The sequence below is a fragment of the Vibrio jasicida 090810c genome (assembly GCF_002887615.1).
Classification (GTDB): Bacteria; Pseudomonadota; Gammaproteobacteria; order Enterobacterales; family Vibrionaceae; genus Vibrio; species Vibrio jasicida.
The window spans coordinates 952,495-976,466 of record NZ_CP025793.1 but is presented as its reverse complement, the minus strand read 5'-3'; the positions used below and the strand labels follow the sequence as shown (position 1 = coordinate 976,466).

Genomic DNA, 23,972 nt, shown 5'->3' with positions numbered 1-23,972 from the left:
TGAGGGGAATCAACAAACGTTTGAGATAAGAAACAGCTAAGCCACTTGCTTGGACTTAAAATTACCAAGCAGCGCATCGTACAACTCATTGTCACTCAGTACGCCCACTAGCTTGTTCTCTTCTACTAACAAGATAGGTTGATTGCTGCGTTGCTTTAGTTCAATCGCCTCACGCATGCTGATGTCTGGGTTAGCTTGAACGACCGTGCTTTCGCCGATGTCGTCGAGTGTGGTTGAATCGCTTTCCCAATTCACCAACGACTTATCGGAATCCACTAACGTGACGCCTTTCGGTTCTTGCCCGACCCAAATCTGCTTATCTGCACACACCAATACGCGGTCATTCTGCTGCTTAAGCTCAGTGCTGGCTTGCATCAGTGAACGACCTTTCAATACGTTAAGCGGATTAGTGTGAGCCACAAAATCTGCTACATAGTCGTTTTCCGGCGCAAGGATGATTTGCTCAGGCTTGCCGTGTTGAATCAGTTTGCCCGATTCCATAATGGCGATGTTGTTGCCGATTTTCAGCGCTTCGTCTAGGTCGTGGCTCACAAACAAAATCGTCTTGTTGAGCTTCTCTTGCAGTTGAATCAATTCATCTTGAAGCTGAGCGCGAATCAAAGGATCGAGCGCAGAAAACGGTTCATCCATTAACAAGATGTCAGTATCCATAGCAAAGGCGCGAGCTAAACCAACGCGCTGCTGCATACCACCAGAAAGCTCATGAGGAAACTTACTCTCCCACTCGCTTAGCCCAACCATTTCTAATTGTTCACGCGCTTTTTTACGACGTTCCGCTTTGCCAATGCCCTGCATCTCAAGACCAAACGCCACGTTATCCAATACCGTTAACCACGGCATAAGCGCAAACTTTTGGAACACCATAGAAACGCGGTGAGTACGCAAGTTACGTAGAGTTTGTTCGTCACAATTGGCAAGCTCTACCATGTCGTCGCCATCTTTGATTTTTAGTGAACCACGAGAGATCTCATTCAAGCCATTAACGGCACGAAGCAAACTTGATTTACCCGAGCCGGAAAGCCCCATCAATACACAGATCTCACCTTGTTTGACGCTCATTGAGACCTTATCAACACCAACCACTTGTCCGCTTTCATCAATGATCTCTTGGCGAGACTTGCCTTGATCTAATAGCGCCAATGCTTGATCTTGCTGCTGACCAAACACAACGTCGAGGTTTTCAATCGTAATTGCATCCATGTTATGCCTCCTTCTGGTTTGGTGCTTTGCACAAACGGTCGAGAATAATCGCGACCAAAACAATCGCTAAACCCGCTTCAAAGCCTTGAGAAATGTTCACGGTGTTCAGAGCTCGTACGACTGGTTTACCTAGACCATCGGCACCGACTAGCGCAGCAATCACCACCATAGAAAGCGACAACATAATGCACTGGGTCACACCCGCCATAATGCTTGGCAATGCTGCTGGGAGTTCGACTTTGAAGAGCAATTTCATGCGGCTTGCACCAAACGCTTTACCCGCTTCAATCAACTCTTCTGGCACTTTGGTGATGCCAAGGTAAGTCAGACGAATCGGCGCGGCGATGGCAAAGATAATGGTGGAAATCAGACCCGGTACGATGCCTAAACCAAACAGAACCAATGTAGGGATCAGATACACAAACGTGGGTACGGTCTGCATTAAATCGAGTATCGGGCGCAACAAGGTGTACAACCACGGGCGATGCGCCGCCATGATGCCAAGCGGAACGCCAATTAATACGGAAATCGTTGTCGCAGCGAAGACGAGAACAAAGGTTTCCAGCATTTCTTGCCAGTAGCCGAGGTTAAGGATAGTCAGTAACGCCAGCACAATAAACACGACTAGAGGAATGCTGCGGTGTAGGAACCACGCAATCGCTGCGGTCATGATGATAGGTGCTGCCGGTGGCATCCATTTGAAAATATCCACCACGAATAGAATGATGGTTTCGAGAAAAATAGAGATAGCATCAAAAAAACCGGACGCGTTCATGGTTAACCAATCCACGCCTGTTTCCATCCATTCGCCCAACGGAAGTTTGTTGTCCGTAATAAAATTCACAATAAAACCTTTGTGTTAAAAGGCGGGCGTCGCTGCCCACCTTTTCCTAAAGAGAGGAATGATTAAGCGTTTGTTTTTAGGTAAGAAGTAATCGCTTGTTTTGCGTCTTTACCATCCAGCGTCTTCACGCCTTCTAGCCACGCTTCAAATTGTTGTGGGTTGGCATTCAACCATTCTTGTGCTGCTTTCGCTGGCTTCTGTTTTTGGTTCAGAATCGCTTCCATCAACTGGTTTTCCATCTCTAGACTGAACTCTAGGTTCTTAAGCAGTTGACCCACGTTTTGACACTCAGATAAGTAGTCTTGGCGCACGTTGGTGTAGACATTCGCACCACCGTAGTTAGGACCAAAGAAGTCGTCACCACCAGATAGGTATTCCATCTCAACATTGCTGTTCATTGGGTGCGGAGCCCAACCTAAGTAAACGATCCATTGGTTACGGCGCACTGCGCGAGACACTTGAGACACCATGCCCGCTTCGCTTGATTCCACTAGGCTGAAGTCTTTCAAGCCAAATGCATCGCTGTCGATCATATCTTGGATAAGGCGGTTGCCATCGTTGCCCGGCTCAATGCCGTAGATGCGGTCTTTAAATTTATCGGCATTTTTTGCCAAGTCAGCAAAGCTTTTCACGCCAGCGTCATACACGTACTTTGGCACGGCTAGGGTGTATTTCGCACCTTCAAGGTTTGCGCGAACGGTTTCCACTGTGCCAGCTTCACGGTATTTGGCAATATCACCTTCCATGGTTGGCATCCAGTTACCTAGGAATACGTCAATGTCGCCGTTTGCCATTGAAGAGTACGTCACAGGTACAGACAGAAGATCGGTCTTGGTTTTGTAGCCCAAGCCTTTTAGCAGTTCAGAGGTAACAGCTGTGGTTGCGGTAATGTCCGTCCAGCCTACATCGGCAAATCGAACGGTTTCACATTGGTTAGCGTAAGCACCTGTCGCCATTGCACTCAGCGCGATAGATGAAAAGATTTTTGTCATCGTAGACATGTTTAAATTCCTTGTAATGATTACTGACTTTATGAGATTGAGCTTAAGTCTCTTTTCGGCGGACGCATTCTTTGCGTCTCTTGCCAGTTCGGAGCAATCCAAACCGGTGTGTTATTCGATTCTTCGAGTACGTTCCCCAAGATCATGTCCGCGGCACGCTCTGCGACCATGATGGTTGGGGCGTTTAAGTTGCCATTCGGAATGGTTGGGAAGATGGATGAATCCACCACGCGCAAGCCTTCAATGCCGCGCACTTGGCAGGCTTCATTCAGAACTGCCATTGGGTCATCGTCTGCACCCATTTTGCAGCTACACGAAGGGTGGTAAGCACTTTCCACGTTTTGCTTCACCCACTCATCAATCGCTTCATCGCTGGTGATGTTAAGACCCGGTTGGATCTCTTCACCGCGAAACGCATCCATTGCTGGTTGATTGAGGATTTCACGCGTTAAACGAATACAGTCTCGCCAATCCTGCTTATCTTGTTCCGTCGAGATGTAATTGAACTCGATCTTTGGTTTGTCATTTGGGTTGGCGGAAACCACTTCGACACTGCCGCGACTCTCTGGCTTGTTTGGACCAACATGCACTTGGAAGCCGTGACCATCAAATGCCGCACGCCCGTCATAACGCATTGCTGCTGGTAGGAAATGATATTGAATGTTTGGCGATTTCAAGCCTTCACGAGAACGGATGAACGCGCACGATTCAAAGTGGTTGGTCGCCCCCAAACCTTTGCGCGTCAGAATCCACTCGGTACCAATCAAACCTTTGCTGATCAAACCTAACTTGCTGTTAAGCGTGATCGGTTGTTTGCAGTGATACTGGAAGTAGACTTCAAGGTGGTCTTGCAAATTTTTACCCACACCTTCTAGAGCGTGTTTCACTTCAATGCCCGCTTTCTCAAGCACAGTCTTAGGACCAATACCCGAAAGTTGCAGCAGTTGTACCGAGCCGATGGAGCCTGCACTCGACACCACTTCTTTGTTAGCAAGGCACTGTTTGATCTTGCCGGATTGCTCGAACTCAATGCCGACCGCTTTCTTGCCTTCAAGCAAAATGCGATGAGCGGTCACGCCTTTCATCAAGGTGAAATTACTGCGCTTTTTTGCACGGCTTAAGTAAGCATTAGAAGTAGAAGCGCGCACACCTTTGTCTACCGTCATGTGCATAGGACCGAAGCCCTCTTGCTGATAACCGTTGTAATCTTGCGTTTCTGGGTAGCCTGCATCTTTGCCTGCTTCGATAAATGCTTGGTAAAGTGGATTCAGCTTCATGTCGTTGCCGTTACACGTCCCAACAGGACCACTGTCGCCACGGTATTCGTCTGCGCCGCCTGTCCACGTTTCCGCTTTACGGAAGTACGGCAGACACGCTTGGTAGTTCCAGCCTTTTGCGCCTTCTGATTCCCATTCGTCAAAGTCACAAGCATGACCACGAACATAAACCATGCCGTTGATCGAAGAGCTACCGCCCAGAACTTTGCCGCGTGGACAATGCAGTTGGCGTCCGTCTAACCCCTCTTCCGCTACAGTTTCAAACTGCCATGCGTACTTTTCGGTGTTCATTGGGTAAGACAGCGCCGTTGGCATTTGAATGAAGATGCTCTTGTCTGAGCCACCCGCTTCCAACAGCAAGACTTGGTGCTGACCGCTTTCACTCAGGCGATCCGCCAAAACACAGCCTGCCGAGCCAGCACCGACGATGATGTAATCGTAGTGTTGTTGCATTACAAATCCTCCAGACTGATTACGCGTAAGGGCTGTCGAAATCACCCAAATGCACTAACACGCTCTTGGTTTGGGTGTAATGCTTGAGGGTTTCAACGCCATTTTCACGTCCAATGCCAGACAGTTTGTAACCGCCAACGGGCATTTCAGCTGGAGAATCCCCCCAGGTGTTAATCCAACAAATGCCAGCTTGGATTTGATGAATAACGCGGTGCGCACGAGAGAGATTTTGCGTGAACACGCCAGCTGCAAGTCCGTAATCGGTGTTGTTAGCACGAGCAATCACTTCGTCTTCGTCACTGAACTTAAGCACCGACATTACGGGACCAAAGATCTCTTGCTGCACATGCGGCATGTCGTCTTCGCAATCAGTGAAAACCGTTGGCACAACAAAATTACCGCTCGCCAAGCCATTGTCTGTGACTTTATAGCCACCGGTTAGTAGCGTTGCTTGGCTTGCTTTCGCTTGTTCAATTGCGGAAAGGACTTTTGATTCGTGCTCTTTGGAAATTAGCGCGCCAATTTGAGTCTGCTCATCAAGCGGATCGCCAACCACCAGCAGTTCAGTACGCTTCTTAAGTTGAGCGACAAACTCATCATAAATACCTTCATGAACGAACACGCGAGTACCGTGCGTACAAACCTCACCTTGGGTGTAGAAGTTCGCGACCATTGCAGCAGAAACCGCATCGTCTAGCTTGGCATCATCAAAAATGATCATTGGAGACTTACCGCCAAGCTCCATTGTGACTTGCTTTAGCGTATTGGCACTGTCACCCATCACCACTTTGCCCGTACCGGATTCGCCAGTGAAAGAGACTTTAGCGATGTCCGGATGTGCGGTGAGCATCTGCCCTACTCGGTAATCACCTTGAATAACGTTGAACACGCCATCTGGCAATCCCGCTTCGCTGTAGATTTCTGCTAGTTTGAGTGCGGTTAACGGGGTTTCTTCTGATGGTTTAAAGATCATCGTATTACCCGCAGCAAGCGCAGGGGCAGATTTCCACATCGCGATTTGAATTGGGTAGTTCCACGCACCAATGCCCGCACAAATGCCCAGAGGCTCGCGGCGAGTGTAGAAAAACTGCGATTCATTCAGCGGTTGTTGTTCACCATGCATGCTAGGTACAAGACCTGCGTAGTACTCGATCACATCTGCGCCCGTGGCAATGTCTACGCAATTCGCTTCTTGAATCGGTTTGCCCGTATCCGCGACTTCTAATGCTGCCAGTTCGTCGTTTCTTTCACGAAGTAGCGCCACCGCTTTAAGCAAAATGCGGCTTCGTTCTGTCGCCGTCATTGCAGACCAAATCGCAAAACCACGTTTGGCAGATTCAATTGCTGCTTGCATGTCTTGCTGGTTAGCCTGCTTCACATTTGCAAGCGGTTCACCATTGGCTGGATTGTATGTGGTGAAGTGTTCTTCTGAGCATCCTAGGTGCATGGCACCATCGATGTAGTGTGCTTTCATATCCATTTGAAGGTTTGACTCTTTATTTTAGTTTTGAGTAGAACGTGAGCTGTTTGTCGAGATAGTCGTTGATGATGACGCGCGCTTTCTCGGCATCGATGCCTTGCGGGTTGAGCGTTCCGCGCAGCCAAATGCCATCAATCAGTGACGCAATACCATGCGCAACGAGCTCTGCTTGGTCTTGATCCAACAAAGCTTTTAATTCTTTTTTTAGATGAGAAAGGAGACGTCGTTCATTCACTCGTTGCAGACGTTTGAGCTGTGCGTCATGCATAGAGTACGACCAGAATGCCAACCAAGTTTTTGCCACTTGGTTCTCGGCTTGGAAACCCACAAAGTTGCCGTCGATGATGGCATTAATACGTTGATGATGCGCATCAGCTGGCAGCTGGCTTAAGTTCTCTTTGATGGTGGCAGAAAGCTGGCGCAGGATCTCACGCATGGTCTCTTCTAACAGACCGTGCTTTCCACCGAAATAGTGATTAATGATCCCCGTTGATACCCCTGCTTCTTTGCTGATCAACGAGATACTCGCAGCGTGCAAACCTACTCTGTCGATGACCGACATCGTCGCTTTGACTAGCTGCGGTTTTCTGATTTCAGGCATCCCAACCTTGGGCATTTTGCATCCTTGTTATTTTTTAATTGAACGGTTAGTTAAATATAAAATGCCTCAAATTTAGTTCGAACTCAAACTAATTATCTAGAAAAAATGGTAGGTACAAGCGAATCATTTCGACAACAATCATTAATTAAACATCTGTAAAATGAAGTTTAAATCGAGATTGACACCTTAACGCAAAAGAAATAAACCATTAAATTTCAGACATTAAGAAAAGAAAACCGAAATTTAACGAGCAAACACTTCATGTTGAGCGCTTACACCTCAAAAACATAAACAAACAAAAATACATCGACATCAAATAATTACGACTCATTTTAATTTCATGACTATCAATTGGACAAAGAAACACCATTGCTTCGTCAAGTTGTTATAAAATGTAAACCGCTTTCTGATTATCTTGTTACTGTTTGCGTCATTTACATGAACGCTTTTGCTCTTTTCGTATGAACGATGTGTTCAGAATATCCATCAGAGCTACACACTCGATTTCGCCCTAGTGTTTTTGCTCGATACAAAGCCTTGTCTGCTCGACGATAGCTCTGCTCAACAGAACGATTGATCGTCGTAATTCCACCACTTATCGTGATGCCCAGTACGCTTTTTGATTGAATGATTTCTTTGAGACGGTAAATCGCTTCAAACGCGCTGCGCTTATTAGTCTCTGGCATGATGATCGCAAATTCCTCTCCGCCAACACGAGCGACAATGTCTGTCTCTCGACACTGCGCTTGCATCAACTCCCCAAGTTCTTTAATCACCTCATCACCCACATCATGACCATGTTTGTCATTGATCTGCTTAAAGTGATCAATATCGATAATAGCCAGTGTGGTATTCGACACCGCATAACGGTCAGCAATACTGGCGTGACGTGCTATCTCCTTGTCAAAACGACGACGATTCCAACAGCCCGTTAGTGGGTCTTTTTCTGCAAGATTCTTGAGCTTATTCTCCAACCGAACTCGATGGCTGATATCTCGGAAGCTAAGTACATATCGATCACTCATTCCCATCCCCATTTCATAATGCGTGATGTGAGTATCTAACGTTAAGTGGTCACCAAAACGGTTCGTCACTTTGATTTCACCTTTCCAGTTTGCTTTTGCTCCTAACTTCGCAATCGCGTCGTTCAAACAACTGAAACCATACTTCTTCAAATCTTCTCCATTCAATTGTTTGGCCGTATGTCCTGTTAACTTGGAAAAGCTTTTGTTCGCAAAGTCGACTCGTAAATTTTGATTGAGGATGACGACACCAATCACTGAGTGCGCGGCAATACTCGCGATCTTTTCGTCAATGCGTTCGCTTTCTAAGTGGTAGTTACGCAATACCATCAGTAACCCGATGACAAACAATAACAATGCCTGCCAACTGTAATCATGTGTGAGCGTGTAAATCCCCCAGCCAGTCAGCGTCAATAGATAAACAAACGGAAGTAACTTGCGCTTGGTATCGTTAGTAAATTTTCTCGCATTCATAATGCGTGCTCCGAATGATTCGATGAGCAAAGATTATTGAATTCAAGTTGTTAAGATTTACCAATTTGCGCCACACCTCTATCACTAACAGGTTTCTGACAAACAAGCGTTATTGCTCACTTTTCGCTAATGTCGCTTAATGGCAATTTTTAGAGGTCGTTGCCCTTTATCTTATTCATCAACTTGATTGAATTAGGAAAGAAAAATGAAAGCACGCAATGCCCTTTTGATTTTACTCACGAGCACTATTGGTTTTAACGCTCATGCGATTACCGACGCAAGCAAGATTGGCGCAAACGCAGGAGCGATGAGTTACTGTTACGATCGTGTCGCCTCTGGCAAAGACAAATCGAAATACCGTTTATTGAAGCTGAAAACCTTAGAAGAATATCAAGACCTAGACAGTGGTGACCGAGCAAGAGCATTGGTCATGAAGAAAGCGGCAGAAGATGGCGAATACCTTGGTGACCCACTAGATAAGTCTCGCTGTAACAGCCTCAGAAAAATGTTGTTTGTAAAATACTAATCACACCAGCCCCTTTATTGAAGCCATCACTCTTTAGTGGTGGCTTTTTTGCACCTGTAATCCACCTATCAAAAATTCACCACAGCTATTTATAACCACCATAATCAATATTACTTTTTTATCTTTACGTGCAAAGTGGCGCCAAATGGTAAGTCCCCATCCCTGCTTATTTCTACTATATCGCTACAGGGTATGCATTGAGCGACAGGAGTCCCCACTTAAAAAATGAGAGACCAACATGACTTACGCAGAGTTCAAACAAACAGATTTACACACTTGTCTAACCGTTGCCGGCGAACTGGTGCTGTCCATAGGTAAAGTTGCCTTTAAGACCATAAAAATTTTATTCAAAGCCTTTACTTGGTTGGCAATCAAAACTTATCGCTATGTGATGAAGTAAGCTCGATTTGATTCTGTCACTTTATCTTTATCTAAACCGCACCTTTTTGAGGTGCGGTTTTTTGTATGCCATATCCCTGAATTCACGTTCCTATCATCACCTTGTGCCCCTTCTCTCTTTCTAAACTTTAGTACCTAAGACAAGGCCATTGAAGGCCAAAAATAAGAAGTGAAATTGTGTCTATTCATCGCTCTTATGCCGCTATGTTTAAGGTTTTACCCATTACGCATAGGGTACTAGAACATAACCAAACTCAACGCGAGGGGAGCATCGAGGCGCTCTCGCTGGACAATACAAATTAGCCTAAAAGGAGACGTTAGTTTCATGAAAGATGATACTGGTAGGAAGGTTTAAAGGGCTAGAACGGGTCAAAGGATTAACCCAGAAAGCTTTCGCTAAATGGCGTCCAATCTTTCCCCAAACGCAAAAAAGGCGCTCAGTGAGCGCCTTTGGTAAGGAGGTATTTAGCCTATAGTGTGTTCTTATACACAACACCGTCTTTCATGATGACTTTCTTAGTTTCATCTTGTACCACGCAATCTACACCTTCTAGTGGATTGCCATCGACGATAAGCAAGTCTGCATAAGCACCTTCCACAATTTGACCTAACTTACCTTCTTGATACGGATGTTTGTAAGTCGACAATTCAAATAGACGCCCACAGTTTGAGGTAGCCATGCGAAGTGCTGTAATCGTATCGAATGTGGTTTCAATAGCGCCCAGCTCTTGCATCTGACTTTCATGAACGTTTGCTTTACCAACACAGTCAGTACCAAACGCTAGGTTTTGAATATCGTATTTCTTGATAAGCTCAGCAGACTTAAACATTGCTTTACCAACGCGTTCTGTCTTGCGGTAAGTCTCTTCGTTTGGCAACGGGATCTTACGTTCTGCAATCAATGATGACGTGAAGTATGATGGAACAAGCCAAATGCCTTTCTCTTTCACAATTTGAGCAATTTCTTCATCCATAATAGTGGCGTGCTCAAAGGACATGACACCGGCCTCTGCGGCACGTTTCATCGCTGGTGCTGTGTGAATATGAGCCGCTACATAGGTACCATAATCGCTTGCCGCTTCCACCGCCGCTTTCATTTCATCTAACGTGTATTGCAACGTATCCAGAGGATCAAACGTAGAGGATGCACCACCACCTGCCATCACTTTGATTTGAGAAGCGCCCATAAACAACTGCTCTCGAACCGCTTTCAATACTTCTGCACGACCATCCGCGACTTTAAATGCGCCCGACTTCATTAGTGGTGAGTCTTCATGACCGTTCGCTAAGCGTTCTTGTGCTTGGTTTTGACGATAGTCCGAGTGACCACAAGTTTGCGAAATCGCGGCCATACAAGGCAAAATTCTTGGACCTTTCGCATAACCTTTATCGATACTGTTCTTCAGACCTAATGTGTTGCCTGCAACATCACGAATGGTCGTAAAGCCACGCATCAACATCTCTTCAGAGATTCTCGCTGAGCGAATCGCGATCTCTTCTCGAGTCATGCCATCCAGCTCATTGAAGCCCGCTGAAAGCGTAATGTGTACGTGTGCATCAATTAAACCTGGCATCACCGTTTTGCCTTCTGCATCGATGATTTGCTCAGCATTCGAGTCATCCACTTTCCCGATTTGTGTGATTAAGTTATTTTCAATCAGAAGGTCCACGTTCTTCAGAAGTTGCTCATCTACACCGTTAAACACGTTTGCATTTTTAATTACGATACTCATGGTTTCTATCTCCGAGTCAGTTGTCTCAATACAGGTGCATCATATCGAGTGGACCGAAAATAAAATTGCCATTTTGCGACAAGAAAAACACTCAAGACTTAAGTTGGGTTTCGTGATAGATTCCGTCGCCATTTAAATATGCACTACCACCCTTATTAACTATCGCGCGGACAATCCACGTTATGTTTTCTCAATCAGTCATCGAACAACTTAAATATTACGTTTACTTCCTACGAGACCCACGCAACGGCATCGTCTTCTATGTTGGAAAAGGCAGAGGCAATCGAATCTTTAATCATGCAGAATGTGCATTAGAAAGTGATAGCTCTAGCGACAAACTTGACACAATTCGAAGTATTTTAAATGCGGGATTCAAAGTAGAACGCTATGTATTGAGGCATGGATTAGACGAAGTAACGGCATTTGAGGTTGAAGCAGCGCTCATCGATTTTATAGGACTAACCAACCTGTCTAATTTACAAGGGGGTCATTACTCCAGCGATTTTGGCATTAAAACGACTGATGAGATTATCGCTATGTATAGTGCCGAAGCGCTCGAGACCTCATTACCCATCGTACTTATTAACATCAATAAAAAGTACTATCGCGAAATTACGCAAGAAGAGCTTTACGATGCAACAAGAGAAGCTTGGGTCATTGGTAGCAAACGAGATAGAGCAACTTACGCAGTAACAACCTATCGTGGGTTAACTCGCGAAGTTTACAAGATCAAATCTTGGTATCCAGTCGATATTGATGGAAAAGAACGTTGGGGCTTTATTGGAGAATTAGCCAATGAAACCGTTCGAGAACAGCTTCGTTACAAGGCCATTTCTTCGCATTTCCCGCAAGGCGCTGCAAACCCGATTAAATACCTAAACTGTAATGCGCCTTTATCTGTTGTCAGAACTACGCCGCCACAAAAAATAGTACAAGCTCCTATTGATGCAACGGAAAAGAACTTGAACCTCATTGTGCATATTCAGAAAGGCAAAGAAAAACATGGTTATGAATGGGGAACACGCCAAGCATGGAAATGCGGAGATAAAGCACATCGGGTAAAACGTGTAATCGGTGTCGTAAAAGGTAAAGTCGCTTGTGTAATCGATGGAGTGACAGCTCAGCTATCCACGCCAATGATCAACCCAAACCACGATATAGGCTGTGAGGGACGTTATGCATTCTTAAATGGTATCTGCGTCAACGAAAATGATCCCCATGCAGAAGAACGATGCGAATTGATGTTCAAAAAGATATCGGGGCTTGGGCAAGGCCACCGTTATCTCAACGATGAAGAGTTGGAATCACTCACAAGCGAGTGATCGAAGAGCCGCCATACGCGGCTCTGTCTTACAACACTGTCAAACATGAGTTCTAGATTCAGTTACGTCTAAAAAAGGAATGCTATTACCTATTATCATTTCATCTTTTCTAAAATCAGGCAGATTGCACAAGTTACAACTTGGATCGCAATCCACCAGACATTCGAGCTTTTCTTTCACCTTCTTCAATAAAACGGGGTTAGAAATCGATTTGATTATATTGTGTCTGAATAGGTAAACACCCATGCTACCCTTCTCTTTTGGCGGATAGTACTTTACTTCTTCTGCGTTAAAGACCAGCTTGCTGAATGCAATTAATGGTTGAAAATCGACGATGAAAAAGTACGCGTAATCTTTCTTACTGGAATATCTAATCAAGTAATAGCAAAGAGCTTGAACAATCAATTCAAAATAGTGCGCCGAACTTGTAAAGTACCCCACACCAATCAAACAGCTACGCTCAGCTTCTTCCTGTGGGAGCGTAATAAATGAAGGTAGCCCATTAATACCTTCAATGTTCACCATGCCGTACCAATGGCCTACCGTTGCCTCTTGGTCATTTTTAATTAAAACGCATTGATACTTCACATCACTCGCTTTCTCTTGAAGGTCCTGATAGAACCTTTTGAGAGGTGAAATGTTATGGTTAAACTCTTTGAACATGTCAGAGTATTCATTGATCGTCAGACTTTTTATTTCGCTTTTAGGAGGCCCAGACACCTTGCGATAAGAAAGGTTAGAAATCGAAAAATCTAGAGCTCGAACTAAGGTGCTGATGACAAGATCATGTTTGTTCGAGTAACGAACCTTAGACAGATCCATTCGTAACAGAACCTCTATTAAATCTATATCCAAACACTTGGCAATATAGAACTGTTTATATATTGGCGGGATACTTTTACCGGTAAACCATCGGCTTAAGGTAATAGAATCAAGGCCTTTAAACTCCTCATAGTAGTTATTTTGTAACAGCGCGATAAGGTCCTTTCGAGAAATATCTCGAGTATCGACCCACCGACTCAACTCATTTTTAAAACAATAAGTCATATAACTCCCCTCCCTGTAAAACTCAAAATGCCCATTGTAAAAAATGGACATTCATACCCAAGAAACCGGTATCTTGAAGTTACTCGGGTATCAGTTAGATATCGCATTTAAATCTTTGAATACTTCTATAGGTATTCTCTATCAAATAACGCTGCCAACCATAATTTGAGATTATTTAAATTTACCTAAATTAGAAATACATGCAGGTGAGTATCAGATTTTTCTGACGTGACATAGAGAACCTCTGAAGGCTTAATCGAATATCGGGTCCTCAATATCGCTTATTGCATAAAAAAGAAGCATTGGAGTGGTATTTATTTACCTTTCAGATAGTTAAGTCGATTCAACCCTCGTACTGCCTCTCTCGTTTCCTCTCGCTGATAGGCCGTCTCTGTTAGAAAACACATGCCATGCTCTCTACCACGACATCGGCAAAAATCAGACCGAAGTAATGCCCAATACTTATTCGTGCTGCCCTCAGGTGCTTTTGTAGCAGCTTCCGACCAAAGCTCGCACGCCAACCCCATTCGTATTCTCTTTCACTCTGACAAGCTTGCTTTGCCAACTCTAAATACATTCTGTTCGCCATATGTCCACTCACGTTTTATTTTTAAAAAGAACATGTTATGAGGTAATAACTATAATGGGATAGCATTGAGAAAGGATTTAAACACAGCAAGGCAACTGTCTAAGCTATCCCCCTTTAAGCAAACTAATATTCACCAAAAGAAGACAAAAAAGAGCCGTAAATACGGCTCTTATAGAAGTTTTTTGCGACGCAGAATAGTATCGTTGTCGTTGTTAGCTCATACTCACCATGCAAATAAACTTGTTCGTATCAAACGCTTTATCAAGCTCTTTATGCTTATCTGATGAATAAACGCTGCCTTTATTCGTCCAATAATCTCCAGAAGAAAGGTTGGCGTACTTTTCAAGGTATTGATAAGCAGTAGTGCTAGGTAAACGGGAGGATAGCCGTTCACAATACTGGGTAGCCTGCTCTCTATTTAGGAAGATATCGTGAGACTTTTGGTTGCCTTTAAACTGGGGCAAAAGGTAAGTAAACGCATCGTCTTTATACAGCACTTTATTGGTATAGCGTTTCACATCTTGCTTCACAGCAGGCTCCATTCCGGCAACGGCGTTTTTTGGTAAAAGGCTCTCAGAGAATTTGCCAGAATGCTTGTCTCTAGTTGCTTCATCATCAACCTTACTCACCTCTTCCATTACTGAACGAGTTGAATGGAGGTCGGTTGCGTTGGCCTTATTTGGAAATGGAAAGAAGTAATCACCGCCATTTTTAAGATTCAATTTAAGCGATTGTGTCTGATTGCTATTTACGGCGCGAACACTGTAAACCCCCACGTAATTACCCGTCACATCTACTCTATCACCCGACCCGACTTCTTGATCGTTGATGTAGAACACCGTATTTTCTGAGTTCGAACGGAACACAAACCGCACTCTATCTAGGTTTAACGCCTGTCTAAGCTCCACTTCTGTATTTACACTGTAGGCATGTTTGTAACTCGCATCCGCGGTAAAGGAGAGATCGCCATTTAGTCTTTGGTTTGCATCTACCACTCTAAAACGCGTAAGTTGAATGCGCGACAAGCCACCTTTACTCAACACAAATGCATTTTTGATAGAAGGAAGATTGCGGTTCACGCATGTTGATAGGCTTTCCGATACATTACACTGTAATTGGCCTTGATAAGTATCGTTAATCACGCGTTTCGAATCGTCCAAATGTCGAGCTTTGATCTTCTCATACAAAGCCAGCAACGCGTCGTTTTTCTTTCGCTCAATATGACTGGCTTCTCGTTGGTCTTGCGACAGCTGCTGTTTTGTTTCTGCAAGCAACTTGCCGGCGGTCTCAATCTCTTTCTTCATTGAGTTCACTTTGGATGACATGTTACGTAAGGTGAGCATCAAGGATTCATCGTAGACGCCATCGACCAACTTGTCTGTTAAACGGTTTGAATCAGATTTGATCATCTCAACGTTGTTGACCAACTTGATCTTGGTGGACTCAATTTCAGCATTCAATTTATTGTAATGCGCAATATTTTCATCAATATTGAGCGCGCTATATTCTTGCTGATAAGCCGACTTGATGTTGTTTAGCTTATCTTGCTCATTAAAGTTAATTAGCTCTGAGGCAGCAGTAACACCACTCCATGCTAGACCCACCCATATGACTAATACTGTTTTAGATTTACCCACTGCCACTCCAAATTGACCCACCACGACACCATTGTTGTTAATGCTTCACCTTGCGTTTTAGGCAAGGTGAACACTCTGCGATTAAAACCTATTCCGTTGGCTTTACTTCGTCTGGTTTTATTTGATCTGGTTTTGCCTGATCATTCTTAGAAGCCCATATTTCTGAGCGTCTGTTTTGTGATCGTCCCTCAGCGGTTGAATTCGACGCAATCGGCTGAGTTTCACCAAATGAACGAACAACAATACGGCTTTTATCCACGCCTTGCGCAATCAAACCGTTAGACGTTGTCAACGCACGCTGTAAGCCCAACGATTGGTTGTAGCCTTCAGAACCCTTGCTGTCGGTGTGACCATCTACCGCAATAGCACTATCGCTATTTTTCAGCGAACCTGCGAGTTGATTCAGAGCCTTACTGCCCATCGGAGTTAAGTTGGATTGGTCAAAGCCAAAATGCAGACGCGCAACTAAGCCCTTGCCTTGTAGATAGTTGTTTTGATTGCCAATCCAAGTCGAACATCCAGATTGTTCCAACCCCAACTTTGATTTACCCGCCAATACTTGTTTTAGCTCGTTACTGTCGGATTTTTGCTCTATCTGCAAAAAGCCCTGTCGATGTTGACCAATTCCGATAACATCATCCACAGTGACACTATGTTGGTACTCGCTGAAGGTATTGTCGCAATAAACACTAAGCCCTTCTCCAGCCTTTACTGCAAAGCTTAACGGCATCATTGATAACGCGATTACACCAATCACTAACTTTTTCATATTTTCCTCTAGTACAACTTAGTTATTCCGCTTGTTTTTGAGCCTTTGCGGATGAGTTCTTCTATCTTTTCAATCAATTCATCTAAGTCAGATACATCGATGATGTCTTCACTTGGATTGACAACACAGTCTTGAAAACCACTTTGTTGAGAAGCACGAAAATCGATACCAATAACACCGATGTATAAGCCCGGAATCTCTGCTCTGGCTTTGTCGCACATACCGTTGTCTACTAGCCCTTTCAGAATGCCGTTGTTAGGACTTTCCTGCCCATCACTCAAAATCAGCAGCATCTTGATTTTCTTGTTGTACGCTTGCTGCTCTTCTTCATCTGTACTGTTTGGGTCTCCATCATGAAGAACCTGAGATCCTCTTAATATGCCTTGAAACGCAGCAGTACCGCCATCTGCCCACATCGACTTAATTGCGTTCAAATCGGAAAGCTTGTTCGATAATCGAATGTTGTAAAACTGCGATGAATTGGAGGAACCATGTGCGTTAAATAGACGTGTTCCACTCACACTATAGAAATTGGGCTTTAATCCCGATTTATCAGTAAACATGGTTGAAACTGACGCCGGAAAATCTACATAGTTGTAAACATCCGCAACGGCATAACGGTCCAAATTGATGACATCACGAATACGCTTCGCATACTTTTGATTATCCGATTTGGGGTTTGAACATCTTGATTGCCTGCTCGCACAGTTGAGTACCTGATTTTGCGAATATGTACGCCAATAATCCCAATTAACATCGTTATAGGTATACGGCGATAGATAAGCGTTATAACCATCTCTGTAACTTAATTGGCTAGTCGCGCGAGCTTGATTGCCCCCGACAATTTCTCTGGTTCGAACATTAAATGGAACAAAACCTACTCGATTAAGCAGCTTGTCTCCGGTTGTATCTTCTCCCGGCTCGTCACAAACATCTTTCCACTCTCCATCGACATACTCTTTACGAGTAGATGTACAAAGAATCTTGTTTGATATTTGATCGATTGCGGTTTTCAAATCATCAATTTTTTTATGTCGACTTGATCCCCACCTTTCGTCCATCGAGCCTGAAAAATCAGATACGAAGACAATATCGATGTTGTTATCTCCAAGGTAAACGGGGTATTTTCTGGCTAACGAACGGCCCGCTAAATCCTGTTGCTCATTAAAAGAAGGAACAAAACTACTCGCAAACCATGAGTCGTGTGTCGTCCTTGCGTTCACCGTATATTGAATGTATTCAAGCACCCCAGCCCCTTCATCTTCCGCCTGATGAAATCGCTGGGCAGAAAGGCTGGCTGATTTAATATCTCGCACATAGTTTTCGACATATTTCGTTGCCAGTTCACGAGCTGCATCGGCCTGGTCTTCAATGGTCACCGCCATCGCAGCAGCCTCTGCTGAGTCTCTTAATCGGCTGGACTCTTGAACATAACGTGTTCCCTCAACAGCCCAAAAAGTGAACCCCATGATAGGAACAAGCAATAAACCCATCCATATCGCGGCGACGCCTTTTTGTTGTTGGAGACTTTGATGCTGGTATCGCTGCATTTTCATTTCATTATCTCCCTGGCATGATTGAAGAAGAGCCAATCTTGACCGTTGTCCCGGTGCCGCCATTGAAAAAAGGTTTGAACCAAGAGCTTTGCTCTTCGCATACACTGACTCGATACAGTGGGTATACGATGCCTTTTTCAACCGGAGCCAAATCTGCATGAGCAAGAATTGAGTCCGTTTCGCAACCTAATTTATTGAATTTGCTACTGGTAAAAGCAGCCACATTCGCCTTATTCGTCAACGACTCGATTTTAATCGCCACATTATCTGGCGTTGTATCTAGCATCCGGCTCGCCACTTGAGTCAGGTCTTCTAAATCTGTATTGGTGACGGATAAGTTTTTCCCTGCCAACACATCAGCATCAAAGTAACGAGTACGTTCTTTGATCACATTGACTAAGGCAAAGCTGGAACGATCGAGCTTTGCGCGCACAAGTAGCTGATAACTGAGATCCGCCGCAAAAAGGTAAACACCCCACAATGCGACAAGAACAAACACAAGCTCAATAGTAAATGCGCCTTTTTGGTGCTTGGTAGAAGGTAAAAATCGGTTACGGAGTGTCATCTTTCCACCCTTCATGCTCTAAGTTCAAAACCATGGTTCGAGCAATGTCTTTATCAGCAGCACCAGTTAGCTTTATCATTGGAGAGTAGTGATACGTAACCGTGATTTCGGCTAGGTCATAATTGAAGTTCAGACCTTGATCAGAATGCCCTCTATTAGCAATAAAATCGTCATAGGTTTTGTAGTACCGACCTTGAATAGAGAATCGGGTACTATCAATTAAGAAATGCCACAGGTTATTATCGGCTTCTATCAACGTTCGAAATTTATCTTCATACTGTTGGTTAATACCTTTTCCCTCATAGATCTTTGTGTTTCTTATGGTTTCTCTGAGAGAGTACTCCGTCATGTTTACGACATAGATTTGATAGCTGGACTCGAAAATAGCAAAAGTGGCAAAGAACAAAACGAGCGCACCCAAAGCAAACTCTATCGCCGTCACCCCCTTCTGCTTGCAAAGACTTCTCATCACTAACTCCTAGCCTGAGTCAATTCAATCGCGATACTGTGGATCTCTTGAGCTGAAAAATCACCTTTAAGCAATTTCTTTGCTGCGTCCATTTGTTGTGCTTTCATAAGTGCAATAGCAAGGTTCGCTTTGACCACTTTATTTGCTGGATTGTCTTTTAACACGGGAGTGAGCGTCTCAATTGCTTGTTGGTACTCACCGTTTGCCATATGTATCATCGCAATATTGTTCTTGATCACGACATCGTCGTATCCACGTAAGCGGGCGTTATTCAGCTCTTGATAAGCATCTTCATACTTACCCGCTTTGGTGTAGGATACGCCGAGCAAGACATGAATTTGTCCTGCCTGATTACCAGCACTGACTGAAGATAGATAAGCGGCAATGGCATTTTCAGTGTCGTTTTTTGCATCAAACACCTGCCCTTCTAGTTGATACAGACTAGGATTCTCAATACCCTCTTTTCTGAGGTGTTGAACGTAGAAGTTAGCTGATTCAAGATCCCCTTTATGGAAGTAAGCCCACGCGAGGTTTTCTTTTACCGCAGGATCTTGCGAACCTTGCTCCAGCTTGGATTTATAATGCGTGATTAAGCCGTCGTAATTCTTCACTTTTTCCATGCTAGTGACATCATCTAGTTGCTGGCTCTGCTGTGAAGGTGTCGATTGACAGCCTGCTAATACGCTTAACGCGAACAAAACGACAGAAATACGTTTTGCAACCATTAGTTACCCCCAATATTGATCGACATTTGCATGACACTCGGAGCGAGTATCAGAATGACGATCGGAAACATAATGAATAAGATCAAAGGCACACTCATCTTCGCCGAGAGTTTGCCAACCTTTTCCTCGACCGTAAGAATTTGAACTTTTCGCATGTCCTCTGCGAGATCACTTAATACTTGAGCCACGGAGGTTCCGTATTGCAAATTTTGAATAATAGTCAGGACAAAGCTTCGAACTGCTGGTGTTGGTATCCGGTCACTGAGATCATTAAGCGCCTTTTCTACACCGTGTATTTTGGCTGAATCGGAAGTGCGTTTAATTTGATAGCAAAGGTCTGAATCAAACTCCGCCAACTCCTTCCCTAAGTACACCAAAGCCGCTTCTATCGTCATACCGGTTTGAACACACACCGACATCATGTCTAATAAATACGGTAACTGAGATGACGTCTTACTAATCAGAACTTTACGTCGAAGCTGCAGCAAGGTATCAGGTACAACTATCACGCCAATAAGAGCAAAAATGACCACGATAAGCTGACTGGTCGTTGTCATATCCGACAGTAAAACCCCACCAGCAACCAAAGCAAGTGCCAACAACTTGGCCGGAAAATAGAACTTGGCCCACTCTGTATTGTAATACCCAGCTTCAATCATTTTTTGTTCTAATTCGTGTCGATACTCTTTACCGAAACGGACAAAAAAACGGTTAACGCGAGAGGGGGCACGCACTGCATCTCCCCCGATGTAAAATGCCACTTTCTTGCGTCGCTGCTCAGTACGTAGTGAATCAACGATTAAAAAGAGTAACGAAACAAACAGCACAACAAGAGAAACCAATAACATCATGCGCGCACTCCTTTGACTAACAGCCAAACAATGAATAACCCGAACAACTCACTGCCAAGCACATAAAAGAGCACGATTCGGCCAGAAGGGTCATACAAGACATAATCCACATTGCCAGGATTTACATAGTTAAGAATAACCATAAAAATCAATGGGATTGCTGCCACAATCTTGGCCGAAATCCTCGCTTCAGAGGTCATCGCCATTTTCTTTTTCTCTAACGTCCTAGCATCCACCAAGACTCGAATTAGTCTTGCTAACACCCCTTTAAGCTGACCACCACGCGCAATGTTTGCTCTAAGCGTCACGGTAAAGAAGAGAAACTCCGGATACGGGTAATTCTTGCAAGAACGTTGAAGTACCACTTCAGGAGATTCACCTAACTTCAACCGGTCACCCATTAACTTGAATTCACGACCAATTGAGTTGTCCATCACCTCGCCGACGTAACTAATGGCTTGCATTAGACTGTCGCCAGCCGTTACCGCGCTCATCAGAATATTCAGCGCATCCGGGAATGTGTTTTCAAAATCTCGACGTCTTCTTGCGACCAGATAGCGATAACCAAAAATGGTAAGCAACAAAGATAAACCGAGAATCAACACTGTATTCGTCATCAACAATAATTTAACGACGACGTACCAAGATGCAATCAGACTGCCCGTGATATACAGCGCTATGTACAGAGAAGATCTCGGCCCCAATACAGTTAATGTTGGTGAAATGGACTCTTTGAACTTTTGCCAGCTTTGCTTTCGTACCAATGATTTAACGTTGATAGCATTGAAGTTTTCCGCTTCAGCTTCTTCAATATTGAAAAACTGGTTAACCTTTTTGACCTTCGAATCCCTGATCAAAAGCAGTACAACCGCAAAGAGGATGAGCGAGATCCAAAGCATGCTATATCCCCTTAAATGCAGCCATCAGCTCGTCATATAAGCCGAAGAATTGGGATTTTTTCACAAGCTCAGATCGTTGCATGATGCCACTGGTCACAAAGTCGCCTTTCACCGTTTCCCCGAAATGCGCATCGTCGTAACGGAAACGATAGATCTCTTCCATCACGACGCTATCGCCTTCTAGGCCAACAATTTCAGAGATACTGGTAATTTTACGGGAGCCATCACGTAACCTATTAACTTGAACGACCATTTGAACGGCACTGACGATTGTTCTTCGAATCGCGTCAAGAGGTTGGTTCAAATTCGCCATCATCACCATGGATTCAACACGAGCAATCGCATCTCTCGGTGTGTTAGCGTGCAACGTAGACATCGAACCATCATGGCCAGTATTCATTGCTTGCAACATTTCAAAGGCTTCAGACCCACGACACTCACCCAATATGATTCGGTCTGGGCGCATACGAAGTGCGTTGATCACCAAATCGCGTTGCGTTACCGCACCGGTTTGTTCCACGCTGGAGGTTCGAGTTTCTAATCGGACCAAGTTCGGCTGTTGCAAACGCAGTTCCGCAGCGTCTTCAATCGTGACGATGCGTTCATCTTCTGCAATGTATTGAGACAATGCATTGAGCAGCGTGGTCTTGCCTGAGCCTGTACCACCTGAAATTAGCACATTCATTCGACAGCGAGACGCAATCATGAGCACTCTTGCCATATCTGGTGACATGGTTCCAAAGCCAATCAAGTCCTCAAAACCAATGTTCTGCTCCCTGAATTTACGTATCGAGATTGACGTCCCATCCAACGCAATAGGTGGGATAACAATGTTGACACGGCTACCGTCATCGAGTCGGGCATCAACCGTTGGAGACAGCTCATCAACACGGCGACCAACACGTGAAGCAATACGCTTCGCAATGGCTAAGAGTTGTTCTTCATTTACAAATGTGACTTCTGACTTTTGAACTTTCCCGTGTCGCTCAAAGAAAATATGGTTTGGTCCATTCACCATAATATCGGAGATAGACTGGTCTTCGACCAAAGGTTGCAAAGGCCCTAAGCCAAAAAGCTCATCAATTAAGCTTTTCACCAACCCAGACTTCATCATGGAAGTGATCGGTCGTCGGTAGCTGTTCGCAAGGAGGTCTACCGCGGCTTGTATCTGGGCCTCAAGATCTCGACGGCTCATTTTCTGAACCGCTTCAGCATCTAACGCTTCAAATATTTGGCCACGAAAAGCGAGATATAAGTCTTTGTTAGAACTCATTTAGCACGCACCTTCTTTAACCACGATCCCATGCCTTTTTGATCAACAGGTTGGCCATTGATCAGCTTTACCAGTAACTCCATAGAGCGACTGACGTGGCGATCATGTTTATGGCCTCGCTTACCATCAATGATGATGTGTGAAAGCGATTTGCAGTAAGCCACTTCTAGGTCAACATCCGCTCCTAAGTATTTAGTTAAGTCAGGCTTCTGCAATACATAAGCATTTTCTGGTCGATGGTAGTTCACGACCGTAATAACACGAGTGCGAGATGCGAGTGTGAGCTGCAAATTCGACATTTTTTCAAATAACCGCTTTGCGCTTCTTACCGAAGATACCGATGCGTCTAATACCAAAACAACCACGTCGAAGTTTTCTACCAAGAGTTGAGGTTCAACTTTGAAATCCACGCCACCAGAGAAATCTGCGATAATGAAATTGGTATTTCTTGCCAAAAGGTCACAAAGCGTTTGGTTATAGTTAAGGATATCGGTCTGACTCATATCCCCATCAATCGCTAACAAACGTAGGTTTTTTCGTGCATTAAACAGATAGCTCAATGCACCTTCTTCATCCATTTCATGCAATGGCGCGGTAAACTCATCGATACCGCGGGGTTTAAAGTCTTTTAAGCCCAATAAGACATCAATATTGGTATCAGTGTATTGGTGATCAACAAGGATGGTATCCGTGCCCTGAGTAGACAGTAGTGAACTCAACTCTGTTGTGATAAATGAGGCACCAACACCACCTTTTGCTCCCACAACTGCAACACGTTTTGCTTTGCGTTTTTGGCTGACACCCGAAAACGTCTTTAGGTTCTTGCTAACATGATTTAAGAAGTCAGCAAATTCCTGTTTGTTCACTGGCCAAAAAACATAATAGAAGCCCATATCTTTCAGCGAACGCAGCGTCGAAATAGCATCCTCTTTGCCAATTACGACCACGCCTTTATGCGTAGGCAATTTGCTGGCAAAAGATTTGGCGTCTTCAACAACGTTATTGGATTCATTAAGCTCAAGGATAACAATGTGACTACTCTGCTGTTCCGTTAACTTAGTTAATCCAGCATTGGCTTTGACACATTCAGGGTCATTCCAACCTTCAAATCGAAACACTTCCTGAACTAGGTTCAAACACTCTTGTGATTGATAAAACAAAGTACAACCAGCAACGCCAGTCGCGGTGGACTGAGTAGGCTTAGCCTTGGTGCTTAACGCTTTGGTCAGATCAAACATG

23 protein-coding genes are annotated in these 23,972 nt (G+C 44.4%); 3 read left to right on the top strand and 20 right to left on the bottom strand.

All coding sequences use genetic code 11. The annotated features are described in order from the left end of the window. Positions 1-36 precede the first annotated feature (36 nt). The 7 genes from choV to C1S73_RS22005 all read right to left on the bottom strand — a co-directional run bounded on the left by choV (position 37) and on the right by C1S73_RS22005 (position 8,373). Positions 37-1,221 (bottom strand): choline ABC transporter ATP-binding protein, encoded by a 1,185-nt coding sequence (gene choV / locus C1S73_RS22035; RefSeq protein WP_038868038.1) that lies wholly within the window; start codon positions 1,219-1,221, stop codon positions 37-39. Position 1,222: 1 nt separating this feature from the next. Further along, complete coding sequence (gene choW, locus C1S73_RS22030; RefSeq protein WP_005425967.1) at positions 1,223-2,065, bottom strand: choline ABC transporter permease subunit; 843 nt, start codon at positions 2,063-2,065, stop codon at positions 1,223-1,225. A gap of 62 nt (positions 2,066-2,127) precedes the next feature. Further along, positions 2,128-3,066 (bottom strand): choline ABC transporter substrate-binding protein, encoded by a 939-nt coding sequence (locus C1S73_RS22025; RefSeq protein WP_038868040.1) that lies wholly within the window; start codon positions 3,064-3,066, stop codon positions 2,128-2,130. A gap of 29 nt (positions 3,067-3,095) precedes the next feature. Then, positions 3,096-4,796 carry a choline dehydrogenase gene (betA, locus tag C1S73_RS22020; RefSeq protein ID WP_038868042.1) on the bottom strand — a complete coding sequence of 567 codons (1,701 nt, stop codon included), beginning with the start codon at positions 4,794-4,796 and terminating at the stop codon, positions 3,096-3,098. A 19-nt stretch (positions 4,797-4,815) separates the two neighbouring features. Further along, the gene (gene betB / locus C1S73_RS22015) at positions 4,816-6,276 is read right to left on the bottom strand and encodes a betaine-aldehyde dehydrogenase (RefSeq protein WP_038868044.1); all 1,461 of its coding nucleotides are present in this window, start codon (positions 6,274-6,276) and stop codon (positions 4,816-4,818) included. 16 nt (positions 6,277-6,292) lie between these two features. Next, the gene (gene betI, locus C1S73_RS22010) at positions 6,293-6,892 is read right to left on the bottom strand and encodes a transcriptional regulator BetI (protein WP_009700210.1); all 600 of its coding nucleotides are present in this window, start codon (positions 6,890-6,892) and stop codon (positions 6,293-6,295) included. Between the two features lie 419 nt (positions 6,893-7,311). Continuing rightward, positions 7,312-8,373 (bottom strand): sensor domain-containing diguanylate cyclase, encoded by a 1,062-nt coding sequence (locus C1S73_RS22005; RefSeq protein ID WP_038868050.1) that lies wholly within the window; start codon positions 8,371-8,373, stop codon positions 7,312-7,314. Positions 8,374-8,578: 205 nt separating this feature from the next. Here C1S73_RS22005 and C1S73_RS22000 point away from each other — a divergent pair, with 205 nt between their 5' ends. Together C1S73_RS22000 and C1S73_RS27940 are read left to right on the top strand one after the other, a co-directional pair. Beyond that, complete coding sequence (locus C1S73_RS22000) at positions 8,579-8,899, top strand: hypothetical protein (protein ID WP_038868052.1); 321 nt, start codon at positions 8,579-8,581, stop codon at positions 8,897-8,899. A 238-nt stretch (positions 8,900-9,137) separates the two neighbouring features. Continuing rightward, positions 9,138-9,299 carry a hypothetical protein gene (locus C1S73_RS27940; RefSeq protein ID WP_167391667.1) on the top strand — a complete coding sequence of 54 codons (162 nt, stop codon included), beginning with the start codon at positions 9,138-9,140 and terminating at the stop codon, positions 9,297-9,299. Positions 9,300-9,768: 469 nt separating this feature from the next. Here C1S73_RS27940 and C1S73_RS21995 read toward each other — a convergent pair whose 3' ends face one another. Next, positions 9,769-11,031, bottom strand: coding sequence for a metal-dependent hydrolase family protein (locus C1S73_RS21995; protein ID WP_038868054.1), 1,263 nt, complete (start codon positions 11,029-11,031; stop codon positions 9,769-9,771). A 182-nt stretch (positions 11,032-11,213) separates the two neighbouring features. On the opposite strand from C1S73_RS21995, the gene C1S73_RS21990 reads away from it, so the two are divergent. Then, the gene (locus tag C1S73_RS21990; RefSeq protein ID WP_038868056.1) at positions 11,214-12,353 is read left to right on the top strand and encodes an LEM-3-like GIY-YIG domain-containing protein; all 1,140 of its coding nucleotides are present in this window, start codon (positions 11,214-11,216) and stop codon (positions 12,351-12,353) included. A gap of 39 nt (positions 12,354-12,392) precedes the next feature. Here the strand turns inward: C1S73_RS21990 and C1S73_RS21985 are convergent, their stop codons facing one another. The 12 genes from C1S73_RS21985 to C1S73_RS21930 form a co-directional block, all read right to left on the bottom strand. Further along, on the bottom strand, positions 12,393-13,400 hold the full coding sequence (locus C1S73_RS21985) for a hypothetical protein (RefSeq protein ID WP_038868059.1): 1,008 nt from the start codon (positions 13,398-13,400) through the stop codon (positions 12,393-12,395). A gap of 394 nt (positions 13,401-13,794) precedes the next feature. After that, positions 13,795-13,989, bottom strand: a complete 195-nt coding sequence (locus C1S73_RS21980; protein ID WP_158654990.1) for a hypothetical protein — start codon at positions 13,987-13,989, stop codon at positions 13,795-13,797. A 212-nt stretch (positions 13,990-14,201) separates the two neighbouring features. Continuing rightward, positions 14,202-15,626 carry a hypothetical protein gene (locus tag C1S73_RS21975; protein ID WP_227740529.1) on the bottom strand — a complete coding sequence of 475 codons (1,425 nt, stop codon included), beginning with the start codon at positions 15,624-15,626 and terminating at the stop codon, positions 14,202-14,204. 88 nt (positions 15,627-15,714) lie between these two features. After that, the gene (locus tag C1S73_RS21970; protein ID WP_038868066.1) at positions 15,715-16,395 is read right to left on the bottom strand and encodes an OmpA family protein; all 681 of its coding nucleotides are present in this window, start codon (positions 16,393-16,395) and stop codon (positions 15,715-15,717) included. A gap of 8 nt (positions 16,396-16,403) precedes the next feature. Further along, complete coding sequence (locus C1S73_RS21965; protein WP_038868068.1) at positions 16,404-17,951, bottom strand: TadE/TadG family type IV pilus assembly protein; 1,548 nt, start codon at positions 17,949-17,951, stop codon at positions 16,404-16,406. Between the two features lie 4 nt (positions 17,952-17,955). Further along, on the bottom strand, positions 17,956-18,516 hold the full coding sequence (gene tadF, locus C1S73_RS21960; protein WP_038868070.1) for a tight adherence pilus pseudopilin TadF: 561 nt from the start codon (positions 18,514-18,516) through the stop codon (positions 17,956-17,958). Beyond that, positions 18,503-18,985 (bottom strand): TadE/TadG family type IV pilus assembly protein, encoded by a 483-nt coding sequence (locus C1S73_RS21955; protein WP_038868073.1) that lies wholly within the window; start codon positions 18,983-18,985, stop codon positions 18,503-18,505. The genes tadF and C1S73_RS21955 overlap by 14 nt, the downstream gene beginning before the upstream one ends. Before the next feature lie 2 nt (positions 18,986-18,987). Next, positions 18,988-19,710: a tetratricopeptide repeat protein gene (locus tag C1S73_RS21950; protein WP_038868076.1), complete on the bottom strand. Its 723-nt coding sequence runs from the start codon at positions 19,708-19,710 to the stop codon at positions 18,988-18,990. Beyond that, entirely contained in the window at positions 19,710-20,561 is an 852-nt protein-coding gene (locus C1S73_RS21945) for a type II secretion system F family protein (protein WP_038868079.1), read from the bottom strand. The genes C1S73_RS21950 and C1S73_RS21945 overlap by 1 nt, the downstream gene beginning before the upstream one ends. Then, positions 20,558-21,460, bottom strand: a complete 903-nt coding sequence (locus C1S73_RS21940) for a type II secretion system F family protein (protein ID WP_038868081.1) — start codon at positions 21,458-21,460, stop codon at positions 20,558-20,560. The genes C1S73_RS21945 and C1S73_RS21940 overlap by 4 nt, the downstream gene beginning before the upstream one ends. Position 21,461: 1 nt before the next feature. Next, on the bottom strand, positions 21,462-22,733 hold the full coding sequence (locus tag C1S73_RS21935) for a TadA family conjugal transfer-associated ATPase (RefSeq protein ID WP_038868083.1): 1,272 nt from the start codon (positions 22,731-22,733) through the stop codon (positions 21,462-21,464). After that, entirely contained in the window at positions 22,730-23,971 is a 1,242-nt protein-coding gene (locus C1S73_RS21930; protein WP_038868084.1) for a CpaE/TadZ family protein, read from the bottom strand. The genes C1S73_RS21935 and C1S73_RS21930 overlap by 4 nt, the downstream gene beginning before the upstream one ends. Position 23,972 lies beyond the last annotated feature (1 nt).

Coding starts and splice junctions, on each gene's coding strand:
- choV (WP_038868038.1), bottom strand. CDS start 1,221: ATGGATGCAATTACGATTGAAAACCTCGACGTTGTGTTTGGTCAGCAG.
- C1S73_RS22025 (WP_038868040.1), bottom strand. CDS start 3,066: ATGTCTACGATGACAAAAATCTTTTCATCTATCGCGCTGAGTGCAATG.
- betA (WP_038868042.1), bottom strand. CDS start 4,796: ATGCAACAACACTACGATTACATCATCGTCGGTGCTGGCTCGGCAGGC.
- betB (WP_038868044.1), bottom strand. CDS start 6,276: ATGGATATGAAAGCACACTACATCGATGGTGCCATGCACCTAGGATGC.
- betI (WP_009700210.1), bottom strand. CDS start 6,892: ATGCCCAAGGTTGGGATGCCTGAAATCAGAAAACCGCAGCTAGTCAAA.
- C1S73_RS22005 (WP_038868050.1), bottom strand. CDS start 8,373: ATGAATGCGAGAAAATTTACTAACGATACCAAGCGCAAGTTACTTCCG.
- C1S73_RS22000 (WP_038868052.1), top strand. CDS start 8,579: ATGAAAGCACGCAATGCCCTTTTGATTTTACTCACGAGCACTATTGGT.
- C1S73_RS27940 (WP_167391667.1), top strand. CDS start 9,138: ATGACTTACGCAGAGTTCAAACAAACAGATTTACACACTTGTCTAACC.
- C1S73_RS21995 (WP_038868054.1), bottom strand. CDS start 11,031: ATGAGTATCGTAATTAAAAATGCAAACGTGTTTAACGGTGTAGATGAG.
- C1S73_RS21990 (WP_038868056.1), top strand. CDS start 11,214: ATGTTTTCTCAATCAGTCATCGAACAACTTAAATATTACGTTTACTTC.
- C1S73_RS21985 (WP_038868059.1), bottom strand. CDS start 13,400: ATGACTTATTGTTTTAAAAATGAGTTGAGTCGGTGGGTCGATACTCGA.
- C1S73_RS21980 (WP_158654990.1), bottom strand. CDS start 13,989: ATGGCGAACAGAATGTATTTAGAGTTGGCAAAGCAAGCTTGTCAGAGT.
- C1S73_RS21970 (WP_038868066.1), bottom strand. CDS start 16,395: ATGAAAAAGTTAGTGATTGGTGTAATCGCGTTATCAATGATGCCGTTA.
- C1S73_RS21965 (WP_038868068.1), bottom strand. CDS start 17,951: ATGAAAATGCAGCGATACCAGCATCAAAGTCTCCAACAACAAAAAGGC.
- tadF (WP_038868070.1), bottom strand. CDS start 18,516: ATGACACTCCGTAACCGATTTTTACCTTCTACCAAGCACCAAAAAGGC.
- C1S73_RS21955 (WP_038868073.1), bottom strand. CDS start 18,985: ATGAGAAGTCTTTGCAAGCAGAAGGGGGTGACGGCGATAGAGTTTGCT.
- C1S73_RS21950 (WP_038868076.1), bottom strand. CDS start 19,710: ATGGTTGCAAAACGTATTTCTGTCGTTTTGTTCGCGTTAAGCGTATTA.
- C1S73_RS21945 (WP_038868079.1), bottom strand. CDS start 20,561: ATGATGTTATTGGTTTCTCTTGTTGTGCTGTTTGTTTCGTTACTCTTT.
- C1S73_RS21940 (WP_038868081.1), bottom strand. CDS start 21,460: ATGCTTTGGATCTCGCTCATCCTCTTTGCGGTTGTACTGCTTTTGATC.
- C1S73_RS21935 (WP_038868083.1), bottom strand. CDS start 22,733: ATGAGTTCTAACAAAGACTTATATCTCGCTTTTCGTGGCCAAATATTT.
- C1S73_RS21930 (WP_038868084.1), bottom strand. CDS start 23,971: ATGTTTGATCTGACCAAAGCGTTAAGCACCAAGGCTAAGCCTACTCAG.